Source organism: Acidovorax sp. GW458-11-26-14-TSB4, assembly GCF_059423865.1.
On record NZ_JBWKYR010000012.1, the window covers coordinates 132,413 to 152,425 of the forward strand.

Sequence of the window (20,013 nt, forward strand, 5' to 3'; positions counted from 1 at the left end):
CATGGCCATGGTCGCCGTGCTGGCACCAGCGATGTTCTGCACACTGCTGACCGGCTGCGCAACACCCTCCGGGCCTTCGCACACCGTCCTCAGCAGCGGACCGTCTGCCATGGGGACACCGGCAAGTGGCGGCAGTGCCGCAGTGGCGCAATTGTTCACGCCCGAAGGCCAACCCGCAGGGCGGGCCGATTTGGCGCAAGCCGCTGGCGGTACGGAAATCATCGTGCATGTGCGCGGCCTGTCCCCAGGTGCGCATGGCTTTCACGTGCACGCCAATGGCGCCTGCGCACCCGGACCCGATGCGGCCACCGGGCAGGTCGTGGCCTTCGGTGCTGCTGGCGGGCATTTTGACCCTGGCCATTCACGTTACCACGGCAGCCCCGGCCAAGCGCCGCACGAAGCGCATGCGGGCGAGTTGCCCAACATCCCCGTTCAAGCTGACGGCACGGGCACGCTGCGCTATGTGAACCCGCATGTCACTCTGGCGCCGGGCAAGGCGTCGGTCCTCGGCCGCACCATCGTCGTGCACGAAAAAGCAGACGACTACGAGAGCGACCCCGCTGGCAATTCAGGCGGCCGCCTGCTGTGCGGTCTGATCGAGTCCACAGCGCGCGGTGCCGTGGCCGGCCGTACCACCATCGAGGGTGCCAATTCCTTCCCCGAGGGCATTGCGGTCGATGCGCGTGACGGCAGTGCCTATGTAGGATCGAGCAGCGAGGGCCATATCTGGCTTATCACCCCAGGCGCGCAGCAGGCCCAGATGCTGCAGGCCGGCGGCTCCGCCGGGCGCCAGGCAGCCTACGGCATGAAGGTGGATGGCGCGGGCCGCTTGTGGGTGGCTGGCGGTGCCCAGGGCAGCGTGGCGGTGGTGGACCTCTCCACCGCCAGCACGCTCGCAGTGCTCAAGGGCCCTTCAGGCTCCCAAACCTTCCTCAACGACCTGGTACTGGCTGCCGATGGGTATGCCTACGTGACCGACTCGCTGCGCCCTGTGCTGCTGCGTGCGCGCCATGCGGGTGGCACGCCCGGCCCGCTGGAGCTCTGGCTGGACTTGTCGGCCACACCGATGCGCCATCACCCCAACGAACTCAATCAACGGTATTGTGTCCTCGCCCGACGGACGCTTGTTGGTGGCCGTCCAACTCGTCACCGGCCAACTATGGCGCATCGACACGACCACACGTGCAGTGGCCGAAGTGCGCGTGGAAGGCGCCCCGCCTGGCGGCCTGCGCAACGGGGACGGCCTGGTGCTGCAGGGGCAGGACTTATACGTGCTGCGCAACGAGGACAACGAGATTGTTCGCCTGGCGCTAGCCGATGGATGGGGCAGTGCCCGCGTTACGCAGCGCATCACGGACCCGCGCCTGCGCTTTCCCACCACGGCAGCAGCCGTGAGCGGCGGGTTGATGGTGGTGAACGGCCAGCTCAACAAGCTCAAGGAGCCGCCACCGCTGTTGCCTTTTGATGTGGTGACTGTTCGACTCGTACCATAACCCGTTGCCGTTTATATTTCCACCCTTCTCTCCTCAACCTGCACCTCAATGCCTGCTCCTGACGTCCGCATCCTTCTCGACCAGTACGAGTCGATCCTGCAACGCGACGGTCCTGCGGGACTGCAGTTTCTCAATGCCAGAGTTCCCCACCGGTACACCGCCGTCTACCGGTTGCACGGCGGGGTGCTGAATAACCTGCATGTTTTTGACAAACGGGGCGAAGTGGTACCTGAGTTTCTGGCGGCCGTGCCGCTGGAAGACAGCTTTTGCCAGTTTGTGCTGAAGGATGGCGTTTTTCGCACCGTAGGTACCGCGCAGGATCGCAGGCTGGACGGGCACCGATACCAAGGCGCTATCGGCTCCTACCATGGCTTGCCGTTGCTGGACAACGCGGGGGAACTGTCGGGTACTCTGTGCCACTTCGACGAGGAGGCCCATCCAATCGCGGACGACGAATTCGAACTCTTTCGCCAGGCGGCCAAGTTGCTACCAAAGTACCTTTATAAGGCGGCATTGCGGCTGTCGTGAACAGTCGGCTTGCCGCCGCGCAGTCGCCGACTCACCCGGACGCATCCGTATCAGGGGGCGGGCATCTTGCCATTCGGCCCAGTTGCAGCGAGTGCTTCACGCCCGCGGGGGGTGATCGACAGCACCACGGCCCAATCGCTTGCGGGGTCGGCTTCCACGGTGAACTCAGCCTCGAGCAATCCTTGCAGACGGAGTTGCTCTGCCCAGCCAGCCTGTTCGCCGACGATGAGGAACAGAAGTTCCCGCGCAGCGAGCGCCGCCAGTAGTTCATCGCTTGAATGCAGTACGGGCAGCGGTGCGGGGGTGTCCACCCCGGCCAACCGGCTGCGAATCCAGTGTTCTCCGCCAAGCAGGGAGAGTTTGGAAAATTCGTCCTGAGACAGCAGCATATGGAACGAGACAGGCATGCCCCCCCCCGCCTTCCGACCATGGGGCTGCAATGAGGTCCGGCCCGCCGAGTCGCCGGCTTTTGGAGAAGACCACCTCGCCACTCTCCAGGTCCACCACCTGGGCCCAGTCTGCCTTTGAGCCGACGACCTTCGTCGATGCACCGGCCCAGCGTGCCCCTGAAAACCAGATCGAACCAACCGCCTGTTGGGTCTCGGACGGGCCAACGCCCTCCTTGCCGTCGTCATCCTCCTACGGTGCTTGCGCGAGCTGGCACGCCATCCAGGTAACCCCATTGCCGCAGCAGGTCCAGCTGCGGGTCCGACACGCGCGCCCCAATGTCGTTGCGATAGCGCAAATTCGGCACATAGACCTTGCTCGCCACCTCCAGAGCTCTCAGGCGGGCCGCATCCACCGTAGCGGCGCACCCTGTGGCTACGCCTACATAACCGCATGTGCCGCTGGTGACCATGGCGCCATGGCGCATCTCCACCTCGGCGAAGGCAATAGCTTCGCGGTCAACGGGCGCGAGGTCGTGGTCCAGGATGATGGGGACCCCCTTGGATAGTTCGGCGTAGCCCTGGCGGTAGGGGAAAGGCGGCACCGTCAGCACCACACCAACGGCGAAACCGGGTGCAGTGGCGAAACGGGTGGCCGAGCGGCGGGCCATGGCCAGGAAAATGCTCTCCCACGGCTGGCGATGCAACTGCTCGCAAATGGCGTAGCCCGGGTAGCCGAAGCGGCTGGTGAACTCCAGCGGCCACAACCCATCAGCATTGGCCATCAGATTGACGTTGATGTAACCGCAGTACCCGCCGTCACGCAGCACGCCAGCAAGCGGCCGCAGCACGAAGTCGCGCAGCGCGGCACTGCCGTCGTAGCTGACCACAGTCCCCATCTCGCCGGTCAGCTCGCCGAGCTCACCGGGGAAGAACCGCTTGTGCTCGAAGTCAATGCAGGCCGTATCCAGGAAAACGCTGCCATTGAAATACCCGCCTACGCCGATCTCGATACCTTCAATGTATTCCATGAGAACGAAGTCCAGCAGCTCGTGCGCGGCTTCGCTATTGGCGTGAAACTGCAGCAGTGCCGCCAGGTCGCGGCTGTCGCTGGCCTGTGCGATGTAGTTCTTGGTGCGCAGGCTGTGGGTGCCGTTGAATTTGAGGACGTAGCGCTGGTGCCTGCCGGCCAAGAAATCCAACGCCTCGCGGTACGAGCTGAAAGTGTGGCTGCTGGCGGTGCGCAGGCCTGCCTGCCGAAGAATGGACTGGCCGTACTCCCGATCGCCCTCCAGCCGGTCACCAAGCGCACTGCCACCGATCACCTGGAAGCCCTGCGCACGCAAATCGTCCTGCACGGCGCCCTGGTCAGCAGTCTCGAAGACGATGAGACCCTGCTCCGCAGCCTCTGCGATCCAACCCAGCTCTTGCTGCCAATCGTCGGTGCGCGCCACTATGCCGCTGAAGACGCCGTGGCTGGCCTCGTCGCGCACGAACACCCGGACCTCGTGCCCGCGTGCCGCCATGCCGGCGTACATGGCGGCTAGGTCGTTGCATTCGCCGACACCCAAAATCCTCATCAGCCAGCCCTTTGCACCACCATGCCGATGGCGGCGATGCGCTCCACGTCACCGTACACATCGCGGTCCAACTCTTCGCCGAAAACGTCCGGGTCGATTTCGCGCCGCACAAAGCCGCATCTGGCGGCAGCCGCCTTGCGGGCGGCCCATTCAGAAAATGGATCCACTCCCCGCACCACGGCACTGCCGGTATAGAGAATGAGGCGCCCACCCGAAGCAAGGTGGGCAATGGACTGCTCCAGAATGCGCTGCGAGAGCCCTTCCCCATAGTCTCCCCCGCCATGGCGGTAGGTGCGCTGGTCAGCGTCAACCAGGTACGGCGGGTTTGACACAATGAGATCGAACTCGCCGGAAACCTGGCTGAACAGGTCGGACTGAACAATGGCGCAACGTTCGTGCAACTGCGCAAGGCGGGCATTGGCCCGGCTCAGCGCAAGCGCTGCGGGGTTGATGTCGGCCAGCACCAGTTCTCGCACGGGCGCAACGCAAGCGCGCACCGCCGCCAAGCCGCCCGGTCCACCACCGCAGCCCATGTCGAGGATTCTGCTGCCGGCTTTCAGTGGACGTGCCGCGAGTTCGCCGGTCACCAGTGCGGCGAAGCGGTAGGTGTCAGGCCCGAAGAAGACGGCATCCTCCTGTGTGGTCGGGTACCCGGAATGAGCGTAGAGATCGGGACCCAATGTGCTGAAGCGCAGCGTGCTCCAGTAGCGCCCGTCGCCCGCATTTTCCAGCACTCCACCAGCAAACAGTGCCTCCAACAGCCCTGCTGGAAGAAGGTCGGCGTTGAAAGGCAGATTCCAGCCGAAGGCGTCGCGCAGGTCTCGCGCCGCCATGCTGCCAAGGTTGCGCAGAACGCGCTGGTGCGTCAGTGGAGTGACGGTGATGAATTGGTACTGGGTGGATTGGAGATGGCGGCCCAGTGCAATCACCTGCTCGATGTCCTGCTCATCCATGGTGCTCAACAGCCGCGGTGAGCGTACACATCGAGTCGCCGGCCAAGGCACTGCACGATGCCGTCGCTCTGTGTCGCTGCGGGCTGGGGCTGATCGCGACCGCCAAATGGGCGGTTCGCATCCCCTTCTTCAATCAAGCCCACCGCCGCCGATGCGCCGTAAGCGACCATGGCCAATCCGGCGCCGATGAACGATACCGCGTGACCAGTATGGGGAAGTTGCTGGATCATGGAAGCCTCCTAATGCATCGGGCGATCTTGTACCCGCGACTCCACCGGCGCTGTAGGAAGACTCCCCGCAAATTCTGCTTGAAGTCCGATGCCATCGAGCTTTACCGGCTGCAGCAGCATCTTTGATCGCAGCCGCTTGGCCCAATTTCCCCAACCTCTCGTCGGTCGCCCTCTCTTCGGCAAGCGAGGCCTGCAGCAAAGGCACCGCGGCGGTGTAGCGAAGTTTGGTGGTCAGGGTGGTCAACGTCGTATAGCTTGCGATCTCGTCATGCTCCACCTTTTGCGCCGCGCCGATCAGGGCAACATCAAGCACCGGACCCTTTTCGATTTCGTCGATCAGATCCTTGCCTTCTTCCACCAGGTCTTCCATGGCGGCGCATTTGATGCGCTTGAGCTTTAGGTTCAGCAACTCCACGACTTCATCAATGCGAGCCACTTGCCCCTGCGTTTCCTAGGGATGCTCTAGGAAGGCTTGAGAGGGCTGTGGATCGGCGGAGGCGCGTGCCATCCTGGGGAGCGATTTGATCAGCTGCTTCTCGGCGCTGTACGTGTCCGGGAGTTTGTGAAGATATAGGTGGGCGGCAGCCTTGACGGCCATGGTGGGCTTCCAGGTTGAATGCCGGAATTCTCAGATTCAGTTCCACTGCTTTTAGCAAGACAACACCTCGTTCGATGCATCTGCAAATGATGTCGCTCTCGGCCATTTGTCCGACACGTAATGCGACAGCCAACTCGCAATATCGGGGCCCGCGTTGCACGAAAGAGAGTTCCGCAAATGCCCCACTCCGTTTCCCTAACGGTCAATGACCGTGCTCGTACGTTGGAGGTTGAGCCCTCTGTCACGCTTCTGGATCTCTTGCATGACAAGCTGGGACTTACCGGCGTTAAGAAGGGGTGCGACCACGGCCAATGCGGCGCCTGCACGGTGCTCATCGATGGCGAGCGCATCAACTCCTGCCTCACGCTTGCCGTGATGAAAAATGGCGCCCGTGTGACTACAGTTGAAGGCTTGGCCAGAGGCAACGAGCTACACCCGCTGCAGAAGGCGTTCATCGAGCACGACGCCTTTCAGTGCGGCTATTGCACACCGGGTCAGCTCTGCTCTGCGCGAGGGCTGATGAACGAGGGGCGTGCGCGAACGCGTGAGGAGGTGCGGGAACTCATGAGCGGCAACCTGTGCCGCTGCGGGGCCTATGTACAGATTCTGGATGCGGTGGTCGAAGTGGCGCTTGCAGACAGGGGGCAGCAATGAGCCCATTCACCTTTGATGCCGCTGCAGATACCGCAACAGCCATCGCACGCGGGCGCGATGCAGCTTACATCGCGGGCGGTACGAACCTGCTGGATCTGATGAAGGAAGGGGTGGCGCGCCCGCAACGGCTGATAGATATCAACGCCCTTCCCCTGGCGACCATCGAGCCGTCGCCAAACGGCGGCCTGCTTCTTGGCGCACTCGCGCGCAATGCTGCAACAGCCTACCACCCACTGGTACGAGATGGCTACCCCCTCCTGGCCGCCGCCATCCTGTCTGGGGCCTCTCCGCAGATCCGCAATATGGCAACCGATGGCGGAAACCTGCTGCAGCGTACGCGCTGCTACTACTTCTACGATACCGGCACCCCCTGCAACAAGCGTGCTCCAGGCAGCGGATGCTCGGCCATCGGAAACCTGGCGCGCCAGCACGCGATCCTGGGCGCAAGCGCGCATTGCATTGCCACGCATCCTTCCGACATGTGCGTGGCCCTTGCAGCACTGGAAGCGATTGTCCATGTGGAATCATCCACCGGCCGCCGCAGCATCCCTTTCGTCGACTTCCATCGCCTCCCTGAAGACCACCCCGAGATCGACAATACACTGCAGCCGGGCGAGTTGATCACCCACATCGAGCTGCCTCCTGCGCAGGCGTTCGCGCCACACAGCGCCTACCTCAAGATCCGGGAGCGCGCCTCGTATGCCTTCGCCCTTGTATCGGTGGCCGCTGCACTGCAACTCGATTCGGACGGCCGCATAGCCCAGGCTCGCATTGCCCTGGGTGGGGTAGCCCACAAGCCTTGGCGCCGACCCGAAGCAGAAGTGTTGCTGCACGGGCAGCACCCGGAGTCCACAGTGTTTGCCAAAGCCGCCGAGACACTGATAGCCGGGGCACAGGTCCAGGGTAGGTCATTGGGCAGCAACGCCTTCAAGATTCCGATGGCGCAGCGCGCCGTGGTACGTGCACTCGAAATGGCCCTCGCAGGCCAGACCAGCATGCTGCTTGGCAGCGCGAACAAGGGGCAAAACGCATGACATTCGCGACGCAATCGTTCTCACTCTCCACGTCACAGCAACCAATGGCGGAGCCTGGGACAGGCTACGTCCAGATCGGTGACTCCATATCGCGTACGGATGGTCGCGCCAAGGTCACCGGGCAGGCGCTGTACGCGGCGGACCATTTCGTGGCTGGCATGCTGTTCGCGGTGGTGGTCAACAGCACCATCGCCCGGGGCCGCATCGTGCGCTTCGATCTGGAACGGGCAAGAGCCACGCCGCGCGTGCGCGACATCATCACACACGAGAACCGACCTCACAAGAGGTCAATGGACATCTTCTACAAGGACATGACTGCCCCGGGCGGCTCGCCCTTCAAGCCTCTGCACAGCGGCGCCATCCTGTACAGCGGTCAGCCTATCGCCGTGGTCCTGGCCGAGACCTTCGAGGCGGCCCGCGAGGCCTCTCAGTTGGTGCGGGTGGAGTACGAGGCCGAGCCACACGATACAGACCTGCTAGCGCAGCTGCACCGCGCACACGAACCTAAGGGCTTCAAGGCAGGCTATGTGCCACCACCGAAGCCCAAGGGCGATGCCGATGCAGCCTTCGCTTCAGCGCCCGTGAAAATCGATGCGCAGTATTACAGCGGCGCGGAACACCACAACCCCATGGAAATGCACGCCACCACCGTGGTGCGCGGCGAGGACGGCCACCTTACGGTGTACGACAAAACCCAGGGATCCCAAAACAGCCGCTGGGTTGTCTCGCGCGTTTTCGGCCTTGGAAAAAGCAAACTCACCGTCAAAAATCCGTTTGTGGGCGGCGCCTTCGGCTCTGGGCTGCGGCCTCAGTACAACCTCATACTGGCGGTGATGGCCTCGTTGCACACTAAGTGCTCCGTACGGTTGGTGCTTACCCGCCAGCAGATGTTCACGTTTGGACACAGGCCCGAGACCACGCAGCGCATCAGGCTGGGCGCCGAGCGCGACGGCAGGCTCACCTCCATCATCCATGAGGCCTTCGCGGAGACATCGCGACTGGAAGACTACGTGGAGGTGGTGGTGAACTGGTCAGGGCAGCTGTACACGAGCGACAGCGTGCGCCTTGAGTACAAGCTCGTGGACCTGGACCGCTACAGCCCCATTGACATGCGCGCGCCGGGAGCTGCCCATGGCGTGCATGCCATCGAGGTGGCCATGGACGAGCTCTCCTACGCGCTCGGCATGGATCCGTTGGCGTTGCGTCTGAAGAACTACGCGGAGCTAGACCCATCCACCGACCTTCCCCATTCCACAAAGGAACTCAAGGCCTGCTATGCCCAAGGCGCCGAACGCTTCGGCTGGGCCCGCAGGCCGCTTCAGCCGAGGTCGATGCGTGAGGGCAACGAACTGATTGGCTGGGGCATGGCTACAGGCGTGTGGGATGCCATGCAGATGTTCGCAAGGGCCCGCGCCGTGCTCTACCCTGATGGCCGGCTGGAGGTGAGCAGCGCCGCCAGTGACATCGGCACCGGAACCTATACCGTGATGGCGCAGATTGCTGCCGCGTCACTGGGGTTGCCACTCGAGAAGGTGACGTTCAAGCTGGGTGATTCGACGTTGCCGGTCGCGCCCATCGAGGGCGGCTCCTCGCACGTGGCCACGGTGGGATCGGCGGTGGAAGGTGTGTGCGAGAAGTTGCGCAAGACCTTGTTCAAGATCGCACGCAAGATCGATGGATCCCCCCTCGCGAAAGCGCGCTTTGCCGACGTGGAATTCCACCGAGGCACTGTTCGCCTCAAAGGGGTGGCGGGAGCACAACTGCCCCTGAGCGCCATTCTGGCGGCCACTGGTGGTGAACCCCTTGAGGAGAAGTACCTGATGCTGCCGCATATGCTCAAGCAGCGAAAGTATTCACGAGCGACCCATTCCGCTGTGTTCTGTGAGGTGCGCGTTGACGAGGCGCTGGGCACGGTGCGCGTGACACGCGTGGTGAGCGCGATCGCCGCAGGCCGCATCATCAACGCCAAGACAGCGCGCAGTCAGATCTATGGTGGCGTGGTCTGGGGTATCAGCCAGGCGCTGCATGAGGAGGCGCATTCGGACAATGCCCTCGGCCGCTTCATGAACCACAACTACGCGGAGTACCACATCCCCGTGCAGGCCGATGTGCATGATATCGATGTGATCTTTGTAGATGAGGACGACAGGATCGTCAGCCGCCTCGGGGCCAAGGGCGTGGGTGAAATCGGCCAGGTGGGTGTGGCTGCTGCCATCTCCAATGCCATTTTCCATGCCACCGGCAAGCGAGTGCGCAGCACGCCGATGACACCTGACAAGGTCATGCAGCTGCCAAACGCTTCCCTGCAGACGGACAGTGCTTATAGCCCGCCGCATGCTTGAGTACATGCGCTGAGCACTATCTCGACGGTGGGCTTCTCCTTCACATCGCCACGAAGCGCGTGACAAGTGACGCGCCTACACACGCTACGAAAGCGCAACCATAGCATCGCAGTACCTCAATACTCATTGCCAATAGCACGCCAATGAACACGAACACACAGAGCCCGGAAGAGCACAGCGACAAAAGCAGTTCACAGCTGCATCAGGCGCTGCGGTCCGTTTACCGAACCCTCATTGAGAAAGAGCGTGTGGAGTACGAACGGCTCCATGGCGAGCAGTCCGAAGTCGACTTCATTCAAGTCTTGGCATACGCGGATTCATTGCGATGGCTTGACGCGCTGACGCGCCTGATTGCGCTGCTCGATATGTTCGATGACAGCAACGAGTACTCTCCCAATGCATCACGCGTGATCGCCCGCAAGGTGAAAGGCATGGTCGCTAGCGATAGCTCGGCTGATGCAGCCTTCACCAGCCACTACCAGCACCACCTTGCTGGTTCCGAAGAATTCAATGCTTCGCACAACGCCTTACTCGCGGTGCTGGATCGCTACCATTGATTGGGGAAAAGATGGCAAAAAGATCACGTCTTTCGAGCAGCGGCGAAATTCGGTTGGATCTTGCACTGCAAGGGGGTGGCGCCCAAGGGGCGTTCACCTGGGGCGTGCTGGACAGGCTTCTCGATGAGGAGTCGATCCAAATCGGGCGCATCAGTGGAAGCAGTGCAGGGGCGCTCAATGGAGCAGCCTTGTTAACAGGGCTGGCACGCGGTGGGCGCGCAGGCGCCAAGCAAAACCTGCAAAGTCTTTGGGACCAAGTCGCCATGGCTGGCTCCCTGCTGACGTTCTTCTTGATGCCGTTTCGTAAACCCGGCATGGGCCTGTGGGACGATGCTTTGCCTATTCTCTCTCCCTACCAGACCAATCCCACGGCCATGGCGCCTTTGCGGGCTGTGCTTGAAACCGTTGTGGATGAAGGCGTACTGCGTGATGAAGGGGCTTCAAGCCTCCTGTTTGTCAATGCAGTACAGGTTCGGACGGGTCAGGCGCGGGTGTTCGGCCCGAAAGACATCAGCATCGAGGCCCTACTGGCTTCCGCATGCGCACCACTGACTTACCAAGCGGTGCAAATCGACGGAGAACCTTACTGGGATGGCAGCTATGCGGCGAACCCGGCACTCGGCCCGCTCTACGACAACAACCGCAACAGCGATATTCTGCTCGTCGAGCTAACGCCGATGCTGAGAACAGAACTGCCGATGTCGGCTAGAAATATCCTCAACCGCATTAACGAGCTGGCTTCAATCTTCGGTCTCGTGTCCGAGCTGCGGCACCTTGAAGCCGCAAGGCGCGTATCCGAGGGCGCAGACATCCGCATGCACGTCCTGCGTGTCTCGGACCAACCCGCCGGCCAGTTGGCAATCGAGCCCTCGATCAAGCGGACCGTGGATCGGGTCCTATTCGAAATGCTGCGGGAGGATGGACGGCGTGCATGCGAGGCTTGGCTGGCGAGTAACCGGACAAGCTTGGGTCGCCAGTCCACAATGGAGCTTTCTGAATACGGCGTGGCTGGCTGAAGGGATGCGGTAGCCTCAGTCCGGGAATATGCACTCGCGGAAGGGAGGGCCCGCCGACTGTGCCACACCAACACATCCATCACGGAGACCGCTCCGGCGCGCCGAGCATGTAAGGACATCGCAGTTTGCCTCCTCCGCGCCACGAGAGTAGGCCTATACCAGCCTGCAATGCGACCACGTGCCCCAAACTGGTTGCAGCAGAGAATCAATCACGGCAGGAGAACAAGCATGCAAGACACACACAAGGAAACTTTGAAACAAGCCAACGCAGCCATTTCTCAGCTCGATTTCGAAGGCTTTCTTGCCCTGTGCACTGAGGACACGGAGTGGACTTTCGTGGGCGATCAGACGCTGCGCGGTAAGGAAGCCGTTCGCCGATGGATGCCCACTGCGTACCCTGAGCCACCGGTGTTCAAGGTGCACCATATGGTGGCGGAGAACGATTGGCTCATCGCCATCGGCGAGATCACGCTGAAGAACGACGCAGGCCAACCCATGCGGCATTCCTACAGCGACGTCTGGCGCTTCAAGGACGGCAAGCTCGACAAACTGCAAGCCTTCGTGATTCCCACGGAGTGATGCGCTCGCTTGAACGGGGCGCATGGCATCAACGTAAAGGCGTGGTTACTATCACCTCATGCTGCTCACCCTGCACATCATCAAGATCGAATCCGGAGACTACCGCGCTCACGTGATGGAAGGTGCGCAGCATCTGGGCGACTATGAGACGACGCGCATTGCCGACGCAATCCGCCTGGCAGCAGAGAATCCTCTTCCCGACTTGGCGGGGGTTCACCTCTGGTACGAACATGTCTCAGTTGGCAGCGTGACTGTTGGCAACATGCGAAGCGATTCCGAGGCGCTGGCGCGACGCCTGGTTGAACTGCATGCGCTCTTCAAGAACTGACTTGGAAATGAATCGTTCTTAAAATAACGGATCAGGCGGCAGTTCATCAGAAGCGTTCAAAACGGGATATCGTCCTCGCTGTCTGGAACCTGCTGCTCCTTCGGCACACTGGCGCGGGATTTCGAGGCCTTGCCATCGGAGGCCTTTTGTTGCGCCCCACCCAGTGCCTTCTCCAAGGCCTTCTCCACCGCATCAATGCGCTCCTGGCACACCTTGTAGGCGGCCACGGACTCCTCGACGATGCTCAGCAGGTCATCGATGTTGGGCTCGGACTGCTGCCGCAGTGTTTGGGCATGGCGCTGCAAGACGCTGTACGACTGTTTGAACGTGGTGCTCATAACTTGTTGTCCTCTTGGAGCTGGGCATTCCGAACTCCGTCTCTGAATTGGATGGTGACCTGAGCTTCGGCGCTGGTGGCGCTGGTGATGGCATTGCCATCGGCGTCGCGCACGAGAGCGAAGCCCCGGCCCAAAGTCTTCTCCGGTCCCTGCCCTGCAATCTCGCGCAGCAGAGCCTGGGTATCAGTTTTGGCGGTGGCCACGGCTTGGCGGGACCGTGTCGCAACATCCTCAAATGCCCGGGTGGTTGCATCCCCCACGAAGCGCAGATCGGCTGCGGCCTTGTCGAGCACATTGGCTCGGTTGGTCTGGATGTTGGCACGGGCGGTCTGCAGCGACTGCCGTGCCTCGGCGCGAATCTCGGCCAGGGCTGCCGGCACGGCACTGCGCGCTTGTGATAGTTGCTGGGCCGCCAGACGGCGCACATCGTTGAACTGGCGTTCCGTGCCTTCCGCTGCTGTACGCACTGCCTGTGCAGCATCCAGCTGGGTCTGGGCCAGCAGGCCGCGAGCCTCCTGGCGGTTGCGCGCCACCTCCTGCCGAGCTCCCGATTCAATGGCGGCATAGCGCTCCACCACGGTACGCCTCGTCGCACCTACCATCTTGGTCGCATCGCGGATCACGTCGGCGAACAACGCCTTGGCTTCCTGGGCACGCTGGAGGATGAGTCGCTCGACCCCTGCAATGACCTTGGATGGCGTGTCGTAGCGGATGTGCGCAACCTCATCGAGCACCGTGTTGTCGCGCTCATGGCCAATGCCGGTGAGCACCGGAACTTCAAGCTCGCAGACGGCGCGCACCAGGGCATAGTCGTTGAGCCAGGCCATGTCGTTGATAGCGCCGCCACCACGAATGATCGCCACTGCGTCAGGCAACGGGTCACTGTCTTCATCCCCTGTGCCCATGCGGGCCATGGCGCCCAGCAACGCCCGCCGGATTTCCGCTGCGGCGCCGTCGCCTTGAAAGCGGCTGTGCACATACACAAATCGGCAGATGCCCAAGGCCTGCAGACGACTGGCTTCTGATTGAAAGTCTCCCAGGCCGGCACCACCTTCAGGAGCCACCACCAGGACCAGGTTGTAATCCCAGGGCGCTGGCAACTGGCGGTTGAGATCGAATAGACCTTCGCCCTGCAGGCGTTCACGGATCTCCCGCTTGCGGGCTTCCAGGTCGCCCAGCGTGTATTCGGAGTCGATGGCATCGACCTCGATGCTGAATCCGAACTGGGGTTTGAACACGGGCCGGGCTCGCACGAGCAGCTTGATGCCGGGACCGATCTGGGCACCTGTGGCTGACTCGAAATTGGGCAGGATCTGGCTGGCCGTGCTGGACCAGATGACGGCATTTGCTTTGGCCGTGATTACACCGGATGCATCGCGCTCGGACACCTCCAGGTAAACGTGGCCGTTGCGCACCCGGGTGTCCACCACCTCTACCAAGGTCCAAACCCCGGCCTTGAAGGCCTGGGAAACCGCTGCGGAGACGCCCTGCAGCAGTTGAGAAAGTGGCACACCCTTTTTGCTGGGCACGGCCAGATCATGGGACTCGGCAGCAGCTGGCGCGAGCAGATCCGTGGATGTGCTGGGGGCAGCAGCACCGCCATCCGGCACCCACTGCGCGAAAGGTGCCAGATCGCGCCCCTCAGGCACGTACCACTGCCGGCGGCTCGGATCCCATCGGGCGCCGAGCGCCTTCACGCGGTCCTTGTCCCCGAAGGAGGAGACGAGATAGGTGTCGCTCATGCCGCCGTCGGCAAAGCTGGCGGCGCGTCGGCTTGGCCTTGGCGCCAGGCCCCCATGTCAGCGAACTCCCTGGTGCAGCCGGAACAGACCAGCCTTTCGCCATAGCGCATCACCCCCTGGCCATCGCGCTCCACCACCCTGCGGTAGTTGGTCGATCCACAGTAGCCACAGCGGTTCACAGGTGCAATTCGTTCAGTTTCCATCGTTGGACACTTATACAGAAATCCGCCTCTACCGGCACTTGGGACAGTGGAGCACCCTGACCTTGCTGCAGGGTTTCAATCGCACGCGGCGGCCGGGCATCGCAAATATTTTTCCAGCGCGCTCGTTCCCTTGATCCTCCCGCGCCGGTCATGATTCACCCGCTATCGAATTGGATGCGGGCGGCTGGCAATGGCCTTCAACTGCCATCGGAACCCTCTTTTCTGTCAGTAGGCTTGTCCATATACTGGATTTAATTACAGTATTTTGCCATGCCTGCCGCCCCCGCCTTTCGCCCCCTCGACACCCAGGATCTGCCCACGGCCGTCCGGGAGTCGCTGTGGATGGGCGATGACCTGGCGCAGCAGAACCATCCCACGGTACCCACGGGGTTCGAGCTGCTGGATGCCTCTCTGCCTGGAGGTGGCTGGCCCACACGATCGCTGACCGAGGTGCTGTCCCCCCAGGCCCCGCTATGCGAATGGGCGCTGGTGGGCGAGTGCATTCCGTCCCTGATGCAGGGAGATGGCCAGATCCTGCTGGTGTCCCCTCCCCTGCAGCCCCATGCCGGCGGCCTGGCCCAACGCGGTGTGCACCCGGACCGCTTGGTCTGGATCCGCGCCAAGGCGCCGGCCGACCGGCTGTGGATCACCGAGCAGTTGGTGAAGTCCAACCCTCGGGGTGCCGTCTTCGCTTGGCTGCCGCAGGCGCGCGCTGACCAGATCCGGCGCCTGCAGGTGCACGCCCAGTCCTGCCAGTCCCCGGTGTTCCTGTTTCGGCCCACGGGGGCCCGGCGGGAGGCCTCGCCTGCGCCGCTGCGTGTGCTGGCATCGCTGGGCACTGGCTGGAACATCCGCGTGGAGATCCTCAAGCGCCGCGGCACACCGTGCACGGATGCCATGGAGCTGGAGGCCATCCCTCCCCAGTTGCGCAAGGTGCTGCCGCCTCGGCTGCTGCGCTCGTCTCTTTCTTTTTCTCGCGAGGAGGCCCCCGATGCTCGGGATCTGGGCCGCACTGCGACCTCAGCGCTCCACCCGCGAATCCTGCACCCCCATTGATCTGCAGTCTCTGGCCATATGGGCGCTGCAGTACTCACCGCGTGTGGCGGTACTGGAGGAGGCTGTCTTGATCGAGGTGGGGGCCAGTGCGCGCCTGTTTGGCGGCCTGGCTCAGCTTCGTTTGCGTATCGAGGCCGAAGGGACGGCGCTGGGGGTGGAGGCCGTTGCCTGGGCGCCATCCGCCACCGCTGCCCTGGCCCTGATGCGCGCGGGATTGTCGGATGGTTTTGCGGGTCCCCTGCCCTCCCTGCTGGACAAGCTGCCGCTGGAGACCATCACGGCGGTGGCCTCCCACCAGGGAACGCTGCAACGCCTGGGCTGCAGGACCCTGGGCGATGTGCGCAAGCTGCCGCGGGGCGGGTTGAGCCGGCGTTTCGACAAGGAGCTGCTCGCGAGGCTGGACCAGGCCTATGGGCTGCGGCCGGAGGTGTACGAGTGGGTGCAGTTGCCCGAGACCTTCAGCGCCAGACTGGAGTTTCAGTATCGGGTGGAGCATGCGCCTGCGTTGATGTACGGTGCCCGCCGGCTGCTAATGCAAATGTCGAGCTGGCTGGCCGCTCGGCACATGGGTGTGACGGCATTCACCCTGAGGTGGGCCCACGATGCCATGCGCGGCAAGACCGCCGGCACCGGTGGCGAGCTGACCGTGGGCACGGCCGAGCCCACGCAGTCCGTGGAGCACCTGAGCCGGTTGCTGAACGAGCACCTGGCGAAGGTGGAGCTGCTGGCCCCTGCCGGCGACATCGAGCTGCTCGCCTGCCAGACCATCCCCATCCAGCAGGAGAGCAAGTCCCTTTTGCCCGAGACCATCCGCCAGGGCGAGGCCACCTGGCTGGTGCTGGAGCGGGTGCAGGCGCGCATTGGCAAGGATGACGTGGTGCGGCCCCTACTGTGGGCGGACCATCGGCCCGAGTGGATGCAGCGCTGGCCTGGGGCGCAAGAGCCGCTGCCCCGGGCCACGCCAGGCGTCTACGAGCTGCCACTGCCGGACTGGGTGCTGGACGAGCCGCTGCGCCTGGCCGAGCGCGGCAATCGGCCCATCTACCAGGGGCCGCTTGTGCTTCTGCTCGGGCCGGACCGGGTTGAGGGTGGGTGGTGGCACCGCGTCGGGGACGGGGCCGAGGAAGACCAGTGCAATGTGCAGCGGGACTACTGGATTGCCCAGAGTGAGCATGCAGGAAGGTTGTGGATTTTTCAGCGGCGACTGGCCAATGATGAGACGGGCTGGTTTCTGCATGGGCGCTACACCTGAGTGATGAGGCGATTTGTCGATCACCGCCATGGCCCTTCATCTCTACGCAGAGCTGCGCTGCGTTTCCAATTTCACATTCTTGGTCGGAGCCAGTTGGCCTGACGAACTGGTCGAACGCGCCAAGGGCCTGGGCTACAGCGCCCTGGCCATCACCGATGAATGCACCATGGCGGGCGTGGTCCGGGCCCACGTGGCCGCCAAGAAGGCAGGGCTGCAGCTGCTGGTGGGCTCGCAGTTCAAGGTGCAGGCGGACTGCCCTTTCACGCTCGTGGTGCTGGCGCAGGACCTGGAGGGCTACGGCAACCTGTGCCAGTTCATCACGCGCTTGCGGCGGGGCACGGCAGAGAAAGGTTCCTACCTGCTGAACCGGGCAGACATCGAGGGCGAGGCGCTGGCGCACTGCCTGGTCATGGTGACGCCCTCGCGCGCGGCCACGGATGCGCAGTTGGAGGAGCTGGGCCGCTGGGCACTGACCCGCTTCACCGGCCGGATCTGGATCGGCGTGGAACTGAACCGCCGCATCGACGACGAACTGTGGCTGCACCGCATGCGCACCCTCTCCGTCCTCACCGCCATTCCGCTGGTGGCCATGGGCGACGTGCACATGCATATCCGCAGCCGCAAGCCGCTGCAGGACGTGCTGACCGCCACGCGCGTAGGCCGGCCGCTCACGGAATGCGGCTACGACCTGCAGCGCAGCGCGGAGCAGCACCTGCGCAGCCGGTTACGACTGGGGCAGACCTACCCCGATGACCTCCTGGCCGAGACCATCCGGGTTGCAGAGCGCTGCACCTTCAGCCTGGACGAGCTCAAGTACCAGTACCCCGATGAAGTCGTGCCTGCGGGCCACACGCCCGCCAGCTACCTGCGCCAGGCCACCTACGAAGGGGCTGGGCGCAGGTGGCCGCGTGGCATCCCCGCCAAGGTGCAATCCCAGATCGAGCACGAACTGGAACTGATCTGCGAGCTGCGCTACGAGCACTACTTCCTGACCGTCTACGACATCGTGTCCTATGCACGGTCCGAACACATCCTCTGCCAGGGCCGGGGCTCTGCCGCCAACAGCGTGGTCTGCTATTGCCTGGGCGTGACCGAGGTGGACCCAGAACGCATGTCGGTGCTGTTCGAGCGCTTCATCAGCCGGGAGCGCAACGAACCGCCGGACATCGACATCGACTTCGAACACCAGCGGAGAGAGGAGGTCATCCAGTACCTGTACCGCAAGTACGGCAGGGACCGCGCAGCCCTCGCCGCCATCGCGGTGACCTACGGCCCCAAGCTGGCCATCCGCGATGTGGGCAAGGCATTGGGGTTCAGCCTGGAGACGGTCGATGCCCTGGCCAAGGGGCACCACTGGTGGGATGGGGACGGAGTGCGGCTGGAGCGGTTCGAAGAACTGGGCCTCTCCGAGAACAGCCTGGCCGTGAAGCAGCTGATCCTGCTGACGAGCCAGCTCATTGGGTTTCCGCGTCACCTGTCACAGCACCCGGGGGGCTTTGTGCTCACGCGCGGGCTGCTCAGCCGGATGGTCCCGATCCAGAACGCGAGCATGGAGGACCGCACGGTCATCGAGTGGGACAAGGACGACCTGGATGCCGTGGGCCTGCTCAAGGTCGATGTGCTGGCGCTGGGCATGCTGACGGCCATCCGCAAGGCGCTGGTGCTGGTGGGCATGCGCAGGGGCTATGACTTCGGCATGCAGGACATCCCGGTGGAAGACCGCGAGACCTACAAGATGATCTCGCGCGCGGACACGGTGGGTGTGTTCCAGGTGGAGAGCCGGGCCCAAATGAGCATGCTGCCGCGGCTCAGACCCAAATGTTTTTATGACTTGGTGATCTCCGTGTCCATCGTCCGGCCCGGCCCGATCCAGGGCGGCATGGTGCACCCGTACCTCAACCGCAGACAGGGCCTGGAGCCCGTGGTATATCCGAGCGAAGAGTTGAAGGAGGTGCTCAGCCGCACGCTGGGGGTGACGCTGTTCCAGGAACAGGTCATGCAGGTGGCCATGGTGGCAGCAGGATTCACCGCGGGCGAAGCCGATGACCTGCGCCGGGCCATGGCGGCGTGGAAGAAGCGCGGGGGGCTGGAGAAGTACCAGACCAAGGTCGTGGAGGGGATGAAGGCACGGGGGTATGAAGATGCGTTCGCGCAATCGATCTTCCAACAGATCAAGGGGTTCAGTGGGTATGGGTTTCCCGAAAGCCACGCCGCGAGTTTTGCGCTGCTGGTCTACGCATCGTGCTGGCTCAAGCGGCATGAGCCGGCGGCATTTCTCACTGCCCTGCTGAACAGCCAGCCGATGGGGTTCTACAGCCCCAGCCAGTTGGTGCAGGACGCCAGGCGGCACCGGGTCGAGGTGCGCAGGATTGATGTGATGTACAGCGCGGTGGAATCCACGCTGGAAGACTTGCCGGCGATCCCCGCGGTGCGGCTGGGCCTGCACATGGTGGCGGGCCTGCATGCCAGCTCGGCCGCACGCATCGTCGAAGCCCGGCTGAACGGCTCCTTCGACAGCGCGGAGGACCTGGCCATGCGGGCCAGGCTGGAACAGCACGAGATGAAGCTGCTGGCAGCGGCAGATGCGCTGCTCAGCCTGTCGGGGCATAGGCGCCAGCAGGTGTGGGATGCGGCGGGGCTGCACTCAACGCCCGAGCTGTTGCAGGAAGCGCCGATCAACGAAGAATTCCTGGAGCTGCCCGAGGCACCGGAGGGCGAGGAGATCGTCTGGGACTACGCGTCCACCGGGCTCACGCTGCGCCGGCATCCGCTGGCACTGCTGCGGCCGCGCATGGCTGCCAAGAAGCTGCTGTCATCCAGGGACCTGCGGCACATCCCCGATGGCCGGGTGATTCGCACAGCGGGGATCGTCACGCTGAGGCAGCAACCCTCGACGGCGAAGGGAACCATCTTCGTGAGCCTTGAGGATGAGTTTGGATCCGTGCAGGTGATCGTGTGGTCTTCGGTCCGCGATGAGCAGCGGCAGGTGCTGCTGGAGTCGCGGCTGCTGGCCGTCAAAGGAGTGTGGGAGCGGCGGGGGCCGGTGGCCAATCTGATTGCGGACAGGTTGGTGGATCTGACGCCGTGGCTGGGCAGGCTGGGAAGATTGGAGAGTCGGGATTTCAAGTAAGCGAAGCTACGCTC

General features: G+C 63.3%; 17 protein-coding genes and 1 pseudogene. 12 read left to right on the top strand and 6 right to left on the bottom strand.

The features are described 5' to 3' along the window. The first annotated feature begins 1 nt into the window (after position 1). Both AC07X5_RS22375 and AC07X5_RS22380 read left to right on the top strand, forming a co-directional pair. Positions 2 to 1,465, top strand: a complete 1,464-nt coding sequence (locus AC07X5_RS22375; RefSeq protein ID WP_494771889.1) for a superoxide dismutase family protein — start codon at positions 2 to 4, stop codon at positions 1,463 to 1,465. A 76-nt stretch (positions 1,466 to 1,541) separates the two neighbouring features. Next, complete coding sequence (locus AC07X5_RS22380) at positions 1,542 to 2,021, top strand: guanylate cyclase (RefSeq protein WP_494771890.1); 480 nt, start codon at positions 1,542 to 1,544, stop codon at positions 2,019 to 2,021. A gap of 50 nt (positions 2,022 to 2,071) precedes the next feature. Here the strand turns inward: AC07X5_RS22380 and AC07X5_RS22385 are convergent, their stop codons facing one another. The 4 genes and pseudogenes from AC07X5_RS22385 to AC07X5_RS22400 form a co-directional block, all read right to left on the bottom strand. Continuing rightward, positions 2,072 to 2,428 carry a hypothetical protein gene (locus AC07X5_RS22385; RefSeq protein WP_494771891.1) on the bottom strand — a complete coding sequence of 119 codons (357 nt, stop codon included), beginning with the start codon at positions 2,426 to 2,428 and terminating at the stop codon, positions 2,072 to 2,074. Positions 2,429 to 2,652: 224 nt separating this feature from the next. Further along, positions 2,653 to 3,945, bottom strand: coding sequence for a phosphoribosylamine--glycine ligase (locus tag AC07X5_RS22390; protein ID WP_494771892.1), 1,293 nt, complete (start codon positions 3,943 to 3,945; stop codon positions 2,653 to 2,655). A gap of 41 nt (positions 3,946 to 3,986) precedes the next feature. Continuing rightward, the gene (locus AC07X5_RS22395) at positions 3,987 to 4,940 is read right to left on the bottom strand and encodes a methyltransferase (RefSeq protein ID WP_494771893.1); all 954 of its coding nucleotides are present in this window, start codon (positions 4,938 to 4,940) and stop codon (positions 3,987 to 3,989) included. A 339-nt stretch (positions 4,941 to 5,279) separates the two neighbouring features. After that, positions 5,280 to 5,768 (bottom strand): annotated as a pseudogene (locus tag AC07X5_RS22400) (DUF892 family protein); the annotation flags it as partial. A gap of 177 nt (positions 5,769 to 5,945) precedes the next feature. Here AC07X5_RS22400 and AC07X5_RS22405 point away from each other — a divergent pair. The 7 genes from AC07X5_RS22405 (at position 5,946) to AC07X5_RS22435 (ending at position 12,278) form a co-directional block, all read left to right on the top strand. Next, complete coding sequence (locus tag AC07X5_RS22405; RefSeq protein WP_409960764.1) at positions 5,946 to 6,422, top strand: (2Fe-2S)-binding protein; 477 nt, start codon at positions 5,946 to 5,948, stop codon at positions 6,420 to 6,422. Then, positions 6,419 to 7,456: an FAD binding domain-containing protein gene (locus tag AC07X5_RS22410; RefSeq protein WP_494771894.1), complete on the top strand. Its 1,038-nt coding sequence runs from the start codon at positions 6,419 to 6,421 to the stop codon at positions 7,454 to 7,456. Before AC07X5_RS22405 ends, AC07X5_RS22410 begins: the two co-directional genes overlap by 4 nt. Then, positions 7,453 to 9,798, top strand: coding sequence for a xanthine dehydrogenase family protein molybdopterin-binding subunit (locus AC07X5_RS22415; protein WP_494771895.1), 2,346 nt, complete (start codon positions 7,453 to 7,455; stop codon positions 9,796 to 9,798). The genes AC07X5_RS22410 and AC07X5_RS22415 overlap by 4 nt, the downstream gene beginning before the upstream one ends. A gap of 143 nt (positions 9,799 to 9,941) precedes the next feature. Beyond that, the gene (locus AC07X5_RS22420; protein WP_494771896.1) at positions 9,942 to 10,355 is read left to right on the top strand and encodes a hypothetical protein; all 414 of its coding nucleotides are present in this window, start codon (positions 9,942 to 9,944) and stop codon (positions 10,353 to 10,355) included. Beyond that, the gene (locus AC07X5_RS22425; protein WP_494771897.1) at positions 10,352 to 11,371 is read left to right on the top strand and encodes a patatin-like phospholipase family protein; all 1,020 of its coding nucleotides are present in this window, start codon (positions 10,352 to 10,354) and stop codon (positions 11,369 to 11,371) included. The genes AC07X5_RS22420 and AC07X5_RS22425 overlap by 4 nt, the downstream gene beginning before the upstream one ends. 228 nt (positions 11,372 to 11,599) lie before the next feature. Next, positions 11,600 to 11,950, top strand: a complete 351-nt coding sequence (locus AC07X5_RS22430) for a nuclear transport factor 2 family protein (RefSeq protein ID WP_494771898.1) — start codon at positions 11,600 to 11,602, stop codon at positions 11,948 to 11,950. A gap of 58 nt (positions 11,951 to 12,008) precedes the next feature. Further along, positions 12,009 to 12,278, top strand: coding sequence for a hypothetical protein (locus AC07X5_RS22435; protein ID WP_409961008.1), 270 nt, complete (start codon positions 12,009 to 12,011; stop codon positions 12,276 to 12,278). A 56-nt stretch (positions 12,279 to 12,334) separates the two neighbouring features. Here AC07X5_RS22435 and xseB read toward each other — a convergent pair whose 3' ends face one another. Both xseB and AC07X5_RS22445 read right to left on the bottom strand, forming a co-directional pair. Continuing rightward, a complete protein-coding gene (gene xseB / locus AC07X5_RS22440) occupies positions 12,335 to 12,616 on the bottom strand; it encodes an exodeoxyribonuclease VII small subunit (RefSeq protein ID WP_409961009.1) in 282 nt (93 codons plus the stop codon). Beyond that, positions 12,613 to 14,358 (bottom strand): exodeoxyribonuclease VII large subunit, encoded by a 1,746-nt coding sequence (locus tag AC07X5_RS22445; protein WP_494771899.1) that lies wholly within the window; start codon positions 14,356 to 14,358, stop codon positions 12,613 to 12,615. Before AC07X5_RS22445 ends, xseB begins: the two co-directional genes overlap by 4 nt. Before the next feature lie 473 nt (positions 14,359 to 14,831). Between AC07X5_RS22445 and imuA the strand changes: the two genes are divergently transcribed. The 3 genes from imuA to AC07X5_RS22460 are packed head-to-tail and all read left to right on the top strand — an operon-like array spanning position 14,832 to position 19,999. Beyond that, positions 14,832 to 15,617: a translesion DNA synthesis-associated protein ImuA gene (imuA, locus tag AC07X5_RS22450; protein WP_409961011.1), complete on the top strand. Its 786-nt coding sequence runs from the start codon at positions 14,832 to 14,834 to the stop codon at positions 15,615 to 15,617. After that, complete coding sequence (locus AC07X5_RS22455) at positions 15,553 to 16,869, top strand: Y-family DNA polymerase (protein ID WP_409961012.1); 1,317 nt, start codon at positions 15,553 to 15,555, stop codon at positions 16,867 to 16,869. The genes imuA and AC07X5_RS22455 overlap by 65 nt, the downstream gene beginning before the upstream one ends. 28 nt (positions 16,870 to 16,897) lie before the next feature. Then, on the top strand, positions 16,898 to 19,999 hold the full coding sequence (locus tag AC07X5_RS22460; RefSeq protein ID WP_494771900.1) for an error-prone DNA polymerase: 3,102 nt from the start codon (positions 16,898 to 16,900) through the stop codon (positions 19,997 to 19,999). Positions 20,000 to 20,013 lie beyond the last annotated feature (14 nt).